Source organism: Actinomadura fibrosa, assembly GCF_900659615.1.
GTDB lineage: Bacteria > Actinomycetota > Actinomycetes > Streptosporangiales > Streptosporangiaceae > Spirillospora > Spirillospora fibrosa.
Genome location: NZ_CAACUY010000052.1, coordinates 39665 through 49178 on the forward strand (window position 1 = coordinate 39665; position 9514 = coordinate 49178).

Here is a 9514-nt window from a genome sequence, read left to right on the forward strand (position 1 = left end):
ACCGATGACCGCCACCACCCGCCCGGCGCCCCCGCGCCGCACCGCGCCGCCCGCGGACGGCTCGCGGGCGCACGCGGCGGCCGCGCCCGCGGCGGACGCGCCCGTCCTGCGGCGCCCGTGGCGGCTGGTCCCGGGAGTGCTGGTCATCGCCATCGCGTCGCTGCCGATGCTGATGCCCGCCGGACTGGCGCCAGGACCTGGCAACACCGCGATCCCCGACGTCGCGCTCGTCGGCCTCGCCGCCGTCACGCTGCTGTGGGCGGGCAGCCGGAAGGTGCCGGTGCGCTGGCCGTTCCTGATCCCCACCCTGCTCACCATCATCGCCGGGGGGATCGCCGCGCTCGCCAACGACGCGGGCGCGCTCACCCTCGTCAAGGACCTGTTCGTCCTGATGTGGGGCGTCAGCGTCGCCAACCTCGGCCGCGACCCCGCGCTGCTGCGGACCGCGCTCCGCGCCTTCGTCGCGATCGGCACGCTCTACGCCGTCGTCATGATCGTCGGTTTCGTCCTCGGGATCGAGGCGCTGTCGGGCAAGCAAGTGGACGGCGAGCGCGCCATGTTCACCTTCGGCGACGCCAACTACGCGTCCAACTGGTTCATCTGCGTCTTCTTCATCGCGCGCGCGACCCGCTACCCCGCGACGCCCTGGCGGCGGTACGCGCTGTGCGGGGTCCTGCTGGCCGCCGAGGTGCTCACCGGCTCCAACGGCGGCGCGCTCGCGCTCGGCGCGGCGCTGCTGCTCGGCCACCTGTTCCGGCTGCTCCGCGAGGGCCGCGCGCACCAGGCGGTCGCGACCGCCGCGCTCGCCGCGTTCGTCGGCGGCGGGAGCCTCGCCGCGCTCAGCCAGATCGACGTCCAGCCCTACCTCGACCAGGCGAGCCAGGCGTCCCCGATCCTGCGCGACTCCATCGGACGGACGACCGGGGAGAGCACGAACTCGCGCAGCACCGTGCTGGCCACGACCGTCCAGATGATCGAGGACCAGACGCAGCCGTGGGGCATCGGGCCGGGGCAGACCGAGGCGCAGATGCGGGTGCGGCAGGAGACCTACGTCCGCGAGGCGCACAACGACTACATCGCCTCGGTGCTGGAGCGCGGGTTCCTCGGCGGGCTCGCGCTGATCGTGCTGGTGTACGCGCTGCTGCTGAAGTGCGTCCGGATCGCCCGGCGGGACGCGCTGAGACCCGAGTACGCGCGGCTCGTCCCGCGCCCCGAGCTGTTCGGCGCGCTCGTCGCCGTCTTCCTCATCTCCGGCCTGTTCTACGAGACGTTGCACTACCGGCACGGCTGGGCGTTCTTCGGCCTGATCGCCGCGCTGGACCTGTTCGGCCGCCGCGACTCCGCCGACACCCCCCTCACCACGCCGGAGGAGCCCTGATGACCGACGTCCAGCAGCCCGCCGCCACGCTCACCCCGGAGCAGAGCGAAATCGGACTACGGAAACGGCTGGTCGGGCTCGTCGCCGGGAATATGGCTGGACGGGTGGGTGCGCTCGCGTCGCTGGGGGTTGCGACGATCCTCGTGGCGCGGGTCGGCGGGCCGAAGCTGGTCGGGGCGTTCACGCTGGTGCGGATCCTGCCGGGGCTGCTGTGCCACCTGTCCAACGCGGGCCTGCCCGCCGCCGCGCCGTACTTCCTCGCCGGGGACCGCTACGACCAGCGGACGGTCCGGCCGACGCTCGCGTGGCTCACCGTCCTCGGCGCGGTCCTCGGCGGGCTCGGCTGGCTCGCCCTCAGCCCGCTGCTCTACCTCGTGTTCTTCAAGTCGTTCGGGATGTGGATCGCGGTCGCCGCCGCCGCGCCGTCCTTCACCCAGGGGTTCGTGTCGGTCGGCAAGGGCCTGCTCCAGGGCACCGACGACCCGAACGGCGCCAGCCTCGCGATCGCCGTCGAGGAGTTCGTCTTCCTCCCGATCTACCTCGTGATCCTCACCGGCTGGTACGGGCCGGGCGCGCTCATCACCGGGCTCGTGCTCGCGGACGTCGCCGCCGCCGCGTGGATCGCGCGGCGGCTCGCGCGGCGCCGCTTCTTCGCCGGCTGGGGCCGCCCCGACCGCCGCCTGGGCCGGACCATCGCCGGGTACGGGCTCCGCGGCTACCTCGGCCAGCTCATCGACCTGCTGCAACTGCGGTTCGACATGGCGCTGCTCGGCGCGCTCGCCGGGCCGAAGGTGCTCGGCGTCTACACGGTCGCGAGCAAGTTCGCCGAGCTCGTCCAGCTCCCCGGGCTCGCCGTCAACTACGTCCTCTACCCGGACTTCGCCAAGGAGGACCGCGCGACCGCGACCCGCCGGACCGCGCGCCTGATCCTGCCCGTCCTCGCCGTCTCGACCGCCACCGCGCTGCCGCTCGCGCTCATCGCCGGGACCGCCCTGCCGTGGGTGTTCGGCGACGTGTTCGAGGACGCGGTCGTGCCCACCTACATCCGGCTCGCGGGCGTCGTCACCTTCGGCGTCACCGGGCTCGTCATGGCCTACCTCTACGGCGTCGGACGGCCCGGCGCCGCGTCGTCCGGGCAGGCCGTCGGGCTGCTGGTCGTCGTCGCGGCCGGGGCGGTCCTGATCCCGGCGCACGGGGCCGTCGGCGCCGCGATCGCCACGTCCGTCTCGTTCGTCGCCACCACCGCGGCGCTGCTGGCCTGGTTCCAGCACGTCCGGAAGGCCCCGCCGACCACCCCCACGCCTCGGGAGAAGGGGTGACCATGTCCGAGGACCGCACCGAGCTCGCCACCCGTCCCGTCGACCCGTCCGACGGATTCGCCCCGTCCCGCGGGCGCCGGGCGCTCGACGTCGCGGGCGCGCTGGCCGGGCTGCTGCTGCTGAGCGTCCCGCTGCTGCTGATCTACGTGCTGGTGCGGCTGTCCAGCCGCGGCCCCGGCGTGTTCCGGCAGGTCCGCGTCGGGCAGGGCGGGCGGCCGTTCACCATGTACAAGTTCCGGACGATGCGGCAGGGCGTCGGCGGGCTCACCGTCACCGCCAACTGCGACCCGCGCCTCACCCGCGTCGGCAAGCTCCTGCGGCAGTGGTCGCTGGACGAGCTGCCGCAGCTCGTCAACGTGCTGCGCGGGCAGATGACGCTCGTCGGGCCGCGCCCGGAGACCTACGACCTCGCCGTGCACTACAGCCCGGACTGCCGCTGGATCTTCGACCACCGGCCCGGGCTCACCGGCGTCTCCGAGGTGCGCTTCCGGGACTTCGACGTGCTCGGCCCCGGCGAGGAGGTCGACCTCGTCAGCTACATCGAGCGGATCGTCCCGGCCCGGGTCGCGGTGGACGCCGTCTACCTGCGCGATCCCACCATGGGCGCGACGCTCCGGGCCCTGTACGACACCGTGAAGCACATCCTCGGCTTCACGATCCCGCCGCTCCAGGTCACACCGGACGGAAGGGTCGAGGAGACCGGACACGCCGACAGTACGCCGGACGTCGAGAAAACCCTGCCGATCCCCTTGCACGATCCCGCGCGTCCGGCCGGGGAGCCCGGTTCCGCGGCCTGACGCCCGCCCCTTGTCCGTCCGTTCGCATCGCGCCGTCGGGGAGCCCGCCATGGACATCCGGGACGCCCGCTTCAAGGTCTCGGCCGTGGCGGTCACGCTCCTGCTGGTCGCCGCGTTCCTGTTCTACGTCCAGCGGAGTTCGTCCGGCGACGAGCCCTACCGGGGGCCGCTCGCCACCCCGGGCACGCCCGCCACCGCGCCGGGCGGGACGCGCCGCATCGCGCTGAACACCGGGCCGTCCGACTACCCGCGGCTGCGGGAGCTCGGCTACGACCTCGTGGACGTCAAGCCGGACGCGTCGCTCCTCGCCTCCGTCCCGGCCGGGATGCGGGCGCTGCTGTGGGTCGGCAACTTCACCTGCGACGGCTTCGAGCTCGGCTTCGACGCGTTCACCGCGGCGGTCCGGCGGTTCGGCCGCGACCCGCGCGTGTACGGGTGGTACCTGTCGGACGAGCCGAACGCCGCGGAGTGCCCGGACGTCGCGAAGGAGATCCGCCGCCGCGCCGAGTACATCCGGCGGAACGCGCCGGGCCAGGTCTCGTTCGTGTCGCTCACCGACTGGCCGATGGAGCCGGTCGCGCCGAAGCGGGTCGGCGTCGACCTGTACGGGCTCGACCCGTACCCGTGCAAGGGGTCGGCGAAGGCCCGCGACGAGTGCGACATCGGCGCCATCGACCGCATGGTCCGGATGGCGGACGGCGCGGGCATCCCCCGCCGGACGGTGGTGCCGGTGCTCCAGACGTTCGGGCAGGGCTGCTCGAAGGGCGAGAAGCAGTACTGGCTGCCCACGGAGGACCAGTTCCGCCGCATCCTCGCCCGCTGGGACCGCCTCGCCCCGAACCCGCCGATGGAGATCTCCTACTCCTGGGGGCACCAGGACAAGTGGGCCTGCCCCTCGCTGGCGGACGCGGCGGGCGGCGCGCACCCCGACCTCCAGAGCATCATGCGGGCGCGCAACACCAGGCGGTGACGTTGCGGCTCAGGAGCCGCCGGGGTCGCCGGCGACGGCCGGATGCGCCCTGTTCGCCGAGACGGGGAAGTCCAGCGAGCCGAGCCGCAGGGCCAGGACCTCCATGACGGCGACGACCAGAATCAACGCGACGGCCAGCAGGCCGAGCTTCGTGCGGTTCACGCCCCGCGCACCCCTTCATACCCCCAGTAAGCATGAAGAAGTTAGCACAACAGAACGAAAAACCCGGACCGGACGCGCGCCCGCACGCGCGCCCGGCCCGGTCGCGGGGCGTCTCAGCCGACCCGGCGGCTCGTGAGGTTCGCGGCGCGGGCGTTCACGCACGCCCCCGTCGCGAGGTCGAAGGCGAAGTTGTGCGCCAGGCAGTGCACCTGCCCGTTTCGGACGACCGCGCCGATGGACAGGTCCTCGCCCGCGTGCGGGCAGTAGCGCGGGATGTCGTAGCGGCCGCCGCCCCAGTCGACGGTGATCCGCTCGCTCTCGTCCCGGCCGGTCTCGTACTCCTCGACGGCCGACAGCGCGGGCGCGTTGGCGTGCTTGAGCAGGCCGACCAGGTAGTCGTTGTAGACGTCCGGGTCGCGGTACAGGCTGAGCCGGAACGAGATGAGAAGGTCCTCCCACGCCAGCCGGCCGGACAGCACGGCGTCCAGCCAGCGGCCCGCGGTCGTGATCCGGTAGTGCGGACGGGCGCCCGGCGCGGCCTCGCGCACCGCCAGCCCGTCCGGCGCGAAGTCGACGTCCCAGACGCCGCCGTGCGGGCCGGTGATCTCGAAGCGGACCAGCATGGCGATCTGCCGCAGGAAGTAGTCGCTGAGGCCGCCGAGCCGCTCGAAGTGCGCGGTGAACCGGTCGAACAGGCCCGGCCCCGGCTCGGGATGCTCGGCGGTGGCCGCGGCGATGTGCGCGGCGCGGTCGGCGGCGTAGCGCTCCAGGTACGCCGGACGGTCCGCGTCGGCGAACGAGAAGGCCGCCGAGACCGGGTCCCGGACGACCTCCCCGGAGTCGAGGTCGACGGCGTCGCCGGGCAGGAAGTGGTCGAAGCGCTGCCGCGGCAGGTGCTCGCGCAGCCACTCCGTCGCGACCTCCGGGTCGCAGAACGCCCCGTCCTTCTGGCCGAGCACCCAGTTGAGGTGTCTCACCTCGTCGTCCAGGAAGCACGGCGGGCCGGCGAACGGCACCGCGAGCTCCGGCTCCGTCTGCCGGACGAGGCGCTGCGCCGCGCGGAGCTTGGACACCCGCTTGTCCGTCGCGACCTTGGCCATCTCCTCGGCCGGGTACTCGTAGCAGATCGGATGCCAGGACGCGCCGGACGTCTGGAGCGCCATCAGGTCGAGGCGCCCGCCCGCCAGGTGCCTGGCCCGGCGGGCCTGCGCGGCGGTGAGCCGGGCGTCGTTGCAATGCAGCACGCCGCGCCCGTCGGCGACGACGAGAAAGGCGGCGTCATGGCACATCGGGGAGAGTTCCGGAATCGCGGTGATCCAGGAGCCGCGATTGTCCAGCGGGAATTTCTCCCATGCGGGTATCTCGATTACCTGCCGGGAACCCGCGGCCGCCGCCATCCGTTCACGGAAGGCGGGTCCCGGATACCGCGGAATGAGGATCCGGGTCCGCGCCGGAAGCCGTCCGATGACCCACGGGTCGAAGTGATCTAGGTGCTCATGGGAGACGGCCACCCAGTCGGCTTCGAGCAACCGGGCGGTGTCGAGATGATCGTTTCTCGGATACTGGTGCCAGGCTCCGAGAAAGGCCCCCGTTGGAGCGAGCCACGGGTCCACGAGCAGGCGGAACGCGAAGGCGTCCACCGCCATCCCCGCATGTCCGAGAAATGTGACCGTCGGCATGCTGAGACTGTCTCTCCGCACCCCCGCTCCCGCACCCGCCGGAATGCGCAAAGCGGCTACGCCACCGGTATGAAAGAAAGGGGGCGCGGCAGCCCCGCAATCCTGACTTAGACGCTCGCACAAAGCCGTAAGTTTACCGTTTGAAACGTATGTCCGCTTCCGGCCATACGGCGGTCTCTTGCGGCCAATTCACTGGACACGGATCCCGCCCGGGGCGACCGTCGAGGGGTGCTGGTATTACGGACGGGGGTCCATTGATGAACCATGGGCAGGCTCGGTCCTCCCCCGCCCGCGGGCGGGCGTGCGGCACGGCGGTCGCGGGGGAGCACGCCCTCTGGCGGCGCCGGCTCCGGCACGACATCCGCCACGAGCTCGGGACCATCATCATGCTCGCCTCGGCGGTCGCGGTCGCCGAGGACGTCGGCGCCGGCAGCCGGGAGCGCGTGGAGCAGCTCCTCGGCGAGACCCGGTGGCTCGACCACCTGCTGCGCAGGCTCGACGAGGACGACGACGACCAGCCGCTGCCGAGCCCCGAGCGGATCCGGGTGGACGCCCTCACCACCGAGGTCGTCACCGCGATGCGCCTCGCCGCCCCGCACCGGATCTGCCTCACGGGCGGCGCGGCCTGGGCCCACATGGACCCGGTCGCGCTGTGGCGGGCGCTGCGCAACGTCCTCGACAACGCGTGCCGCGTCGCCGAGAGCCGGGTGGACGTCCGGGTCGAGGTCGAGCAGGGCTGGGTCGTCATCCAGGTCGACGACGACGGGCCCGGGTTCGCCGCCGCCGGGAGCGGAGGCGCGGGCGGGGGCGAAGGCGGGGCCGGGGGCGGCGGCGAAGGCGGGGCCGGAGGCGCCGCGCCGGGCGGTGAGGCGCGGCGCGGGCTGGCCTCGCTCGGGCTCGGCATCGTCCACGACCTCATCTCCGGCTACGGCGGCAGCCTGGAGATCCGCACCTGCGAGATGGGCGGCGCCCGCGTCCGCATGCTGCTGCCCTCGGCGCCGCCGCCGCAGGGCCCGGTGCCGCTGGGCGCGTACGCCGACGACTGGCGGCGGCACCCATGAGGGTCATCATCTGCGACGACCACGCCGTCTTCGCCGACTCGCTGTCGCTCGTGCTCACCGACGCCGGGCACGTCGTCGCCGGGGTGGTCTACTCGCCGGAGGACGCGCTGCCGCTGCTGCGCGCGCGGTCCGCCGACGTGTGCCTGATCGACCTCCACTTCCCCGCCGGCACCGCGCTCGACTGGATGCCGCGGCTGCGGCTCGCCGCCCCCGCGACCCGGTTCGTCGTCCTCACCGGCTACCTGGAGCAGGGCGTGCTGGAGGCGGGCGTCGCCGCGGGCGTGCGCGGCTTCGCGCACAAGGGCCAGCAGGCCGGCGACATCCTCACCCTGCTGCGCCGCGTCGCGGCCGGGGAGGTCGTCGTTGACCAGGCGGCCCGCCGGGCCGGGTCCGCCCGGCGGCGCGGCGCGGCGCAGCGCGTCGCGCAGTTCCTCACCCCGCGCGAGCGCGAGGTCCTGACCCGGCTCGCGCGCGGCGAGTCGACCCAGGCGCTCGCCAAGGCGATGGGCGTGACGCGCAGCACCGCGCGCAGCCACGTCCAGAGCGTCCTCAGCAAGCTCGGCGTCCACTCGCAGCGCGAGGCGGTCATCGAGGCGGCGCGGCACGGCCTGGTCAGCGTGGAGACCGGGGAGTGGCTGGCGGGCTGATACACCCGCGGGTGGCGGCCGAAACCGGACATCCGGCGCCCGGCCGGGACGGGTTAGCGTCGTCGGGAAGGAGGTTCCCATGCCTCAACGGCGAGGCACGCTGCCCGTCTCCGACGCCGAGGTGCTCGGCTGCGCGGACACCTATGCCCGCGGCGTCCCCTACGACCGGCTGGAGCGGCTCCGCGCCCGGACCCCCGTCGTGTGGCTGGACGGGCGGCTCGACGGCCGGCCCGGCGCGTGGGGCGTCCTGCGGTACTCCGACGTGCGGCACGCGCTCGCGCGGCCCGAGCTCTTCGTCCCCGTGCAGGACGGCGTCGCGCACGGCCCCGGGAGCGGCGCGCCCGCCGGAGCACACGGTGGTACGCCCGCGGGAGGGCACGGCGGTGCCGGCGCGGGCGGCGGGCCCGCCGGGGAGCACGCGCCGATCGACATGGACCCGCCGGTGACGGCCATGCTGGACCGCATGCCGGACGGCGAGCCCGTCGACTTCGTCCGCGACGTCGCGTCCGGCCTCCCCCAGACGCTGCGCGACACCCTCGCGGGCGGCCTGCACGCCCTGCTCCGCCACCCCGGCCAGTACGAGCGGCTGCGCGAGCGGCGGGCCGACGACCGGCTGCTCGACGGCGCGGTCGAGGAGATGCTGCGCTGGTGGACGCCCGTCATGCAGGTGTGGCGGACGGTGCGGCGCGGCACCGTCGTCGGCGGCGTGCCGCTGCTCGCGGGCGAGCACGTCGTGCTGTGGATCGCGTCCGCGAACCACGACGAGGAGGTCTTCTCCGAACCCGGCCGGTTCCTGCCCGAGCGCTTCATCCCGGAGCGGTACGCCGGCCCCGGCGGGCACACCGGGCACGCCGCCGAGCACCCGGCCGGTGCCGTGGCCGGGCTGCGGACGTTCCGCGGCGTGCGGCGGCACCGGCGCGAGCAGCGCGTCCGCCCGCACCTCTGCTTCGGCTACGGGGACCGCGCCTGCCTCGGCGCGCGGCTGGCCCGCGTGCACCTGCGCGCCCTGCTCACCGGGATCCTCGAACGGCCCGGGCGGCTCCGGCCCGCGGGCGAGCCGGTCCGGTCGCGGTCGAGCGTCCGCCACGGGTTCGAGCACCTCCCGGTCCGCTGGACCCGCTGATCGCCGAGCGCCCCGCCCGGCGCGGCACGGCCGAACCCGGACCGGCGGCGATGCGTATGACCCAGCGTCCAGGGTCTTGTGGCGGGCGGCCCGAGGAGGCGGGAAGTGGGACTGACGAGCTGGGGGCTGCTCGGCCTCCTGGTCCTGGCCACGGCGGCCTGCTTCGGCGCGACCGTGCGGGCCTGGCCGAGGGCCGCCGCGACCGGTGTCCGCGCGGCCGGGACGCGGCTCGCGCTGCTCCTCGGCTGCCAGCTCGCCGTGCTGCTGACGCTGCTCGTGTCGGTGAACGGCCACTACCTGTTCTACGGCTCCTGGACGGACCTCGCGGGCGCGGCGGGCGGCGGCGCGCGGGTCCAGGGGCGCGGCGCGGCGAACCCG

General features: G+C 74.2%; 10 protein-coding genes. 8 read left to right on the plus strand and 2 right to left on the minus strand.

All coding sequences use genetic code 11. The annotated features are described in order from the left end of the window. Nucleotides 1-4: 4 nt before the first annotated feature. From E1300_RS19710 to E1300_RS19725, 4 genes are read left to right on the plus strand one after another with little or no spacing between them, the layout of a single operon-like run. Complete coding sequence (locus tag E1300_RS19710; protein WP_131758494.1) at nt 5-1378, plus strand: O-antigen ligase family protein; 1374 nt, start codon at nt 5-7, stop codon at nt 1376-1378. Continuing rightward, a complete protein-coding gene (locus tag E1300_RS19715) occupies nt 1378-2697 on the plus strand; it encodes a lipopolysaccharide biosynthesis protein (protein WP_131758495.1) in 1320 nt (439 codons plus the stop codon). The genes E1300_RS19710 and E1300_RS19715 overlap by 1 nt, the downstream gene beginning before the upstream one ends. 2 nt (nt 2698-2699) lie before the next feature. Then, nucleotides 2700-3494, plus strand: a complete 795-nt coding sequence (locus E1300_RS19720) for a sugar transferase (RefSeq protein WP_131758496.1) — start codon at nt 2700-2702, stop codon at nt 3492-3494. A gap of 49 nt (nt 3495-3543) precedes the next feature. Continuing rightward, nucleotides 3544-4464 carry a hypothetical protein gene (locus tag E1300_RS19725; RefSeq protein WP_131758497.1) on the plus strand — a complete coding sequence of 307 codons (921 nt, stop codon included), beginning with the start codon at nt 3544-3546 and terminating at the stop codon, nt 4462-4464. Nucleotides 4465-4473: 9 nt separating this feature from the next. Here the strand turns inward: E1300_RS19725 and E1300_RS50150 are convergent, their stop codons facing one another. After that, nucleotides 4474-4626, minus strand: a complete 153-nt coding sequence (locus E1300_RS50150; protein WP_165502912.1) for a hypothetical protein — start codon at nt 4624-4626, stop codon at nt 4474-4476. A gap of 113 nt (nt 4627-4739) precedes the next feature. Continuing rightward, nucleotides 4740-5915 (minus strand): Rieske (2Fe-2S) protein, encoded by a 1176-nt coding sequence (locus E1300_RS19730; protein WP_242619253.1) that lies wholly within the window; start codon nt 5913-5915, stop codon nt 4740-4742. 647 nt (nt 5916-6562) lie between these two features. Between E1300_RS19730 and E1300_RS51630 the strand changes: the two genes are divergently transcribed. The 4 genes from E1300_RS51630 to E1300_RS19750 form a co-directional block, all read left to right on the plus strand. Further along, nucleotides 6563-7366, plus strand: a complete 804-nt coding sequence (locus E1300_RS51630) for an ATP-binding protein (RefSeq protein ID WP_242619254.1) — start codon at nt 6563-6565, stop codon at nt 7364-7366. Beyond that, nucleotides 7363-8013, plus strand: a complete 651-nt coding sequence (locus E1300_RS19740) for a LuxR C-terminal-related transcriptional regulator (RefSeq protein WP_131758500.1) — start codon at nt 7363-7365, stop codon at nt 8011-8013. Before E1300_RS51630 ends, E1300_RS19740 begins: the two co-directional genes overlap by 4 nt. Nucleotides 8014-8092: 79 nt before the next feature. After that, nucleotides 8093-9136, plus strand: coding sequence for a cytochrome P450 (locus tag E1300_RS19745; RefSeq protein ID WP_131758501.1), 1044 nt, complete (start codon nt 8093-8095; stop codon nt 9134-9136). 105 nt (nt 9137-9241) lie between these two features. Next, the coding region (locus tag E1300_RS19750) for a hypothetical protein (protein ID WP_207399850.1) at nt 9242-9514 on the plus strand (273 nt) is incomplete at its 3' end.

What these genes read in the sequence shown, in the direction of transcription:
- E1300_RS19740 (WP_131758500.1), top strand. Translation starts at nt 7,363, where the DNA reads ATGAGGGTCATCATCTGCGACGACCACGCCGTCTTCGCCGACTCGCTG.
- E1300_RS19745 (WP_131758501.1), top strand. Translation starts at nt 8,093, where the DNA reads ATGCCTCAACGGCGAGGCACGCTGCCCGTCTCCGACGCCGAGGTGCTC.
- E1300_RS51630 (WP_242619254.1), top strand. Translation starts at nt 6,563, where the DNA reads ATGAACCATGGGCAGGCTCGGTCCTCCCCCGCCCGCGGGCGGGCGTGC.
- E1300_RS19710 (WP_131758494.1), top strand. Translation starts at nt 5, where the DNA reads ATGACCGCCACCACCCGCCCGGCGCCCCCGCGCCGCACCGCGCCGCCC.
- E1300_RS19715 (WP_131758495.1), top strand. Translation starts at nt 1,378, where the DNA reads ATGACCGACGTCCAGCAGCCCGCCGCCACGCTCACCCCGGAGCAGAGC.
- E1300_RS19720 (WP_131758496.1), top strand. Translation starts at nt 2,700, where the DNA reads ATGTCCGAGGACCGCACCGAGCTCGCCACCCGTCCCGTCGACCCGTCC.
- E1300_RS19730 (WP_242619253.1), bottom strand. Translation starts at nt 5,915, where the DNA reads ATGTGCCATGACGCCGCCTTTCTCGTCGTCGCCGACGGGCGCGGCGTG.
- E1300_RS19725 (WP_131758497.1), top strand. Translation starts at nt 3,544, where the DNA reads ATGGACATCCGGGACGCCCGCTTCAAGGTCTCGGCCGTGGCGGTCACG.